Here is a 255-nt window from a genome sequence, read left to right as displayed (position 1 = left end):
CGGTCCAGACTCCTACGGGAGGCAGCAGTGGGGAATATTGGACAATGGGCGAAAGCCTGATCCAGCCATGCCGCGTGTGTGAAGAAGGTCTTCGGATTGTAAAGCACTTTAAGTTGGGAGGAAGGGCAGTTACCTAATACGTAATTGTTTTGACGTTACCGACAGAATAAGCACCGGCTAACTCTGTGCCAGCAGCCGCGGTAATACAGAGGGTGCAAGCGTTAATCGGAATTACTGGGCGTAAAGCGCGCGTAG

The 255-nt window shown here is 52.2% G+C and carries 1 rRNA gene; it reads left to right on the top strand.

The annotated features are described in order from the left end of the window. Positions 1–255, top strand: a 16S ribosomal RNA gene (locus AACY49_RS31540); the annotation flags it as partial.

Source organism: Pseudomonas sp. EL_65y_Pfl2_R96 (genome assembly GCF_963970905.1).
Classification (GTDB): Bacteria; Pseudomonadota; Gammaproteobacteria; order Pseudomonadales; family Pseudomonadaceae; genus Aquipseudomonas.
The sequence above is the reverse complement of the archived record's forward strand: the minus strand, read 5'-3'. Positions and strand labels throughout refer to the sequence as shown.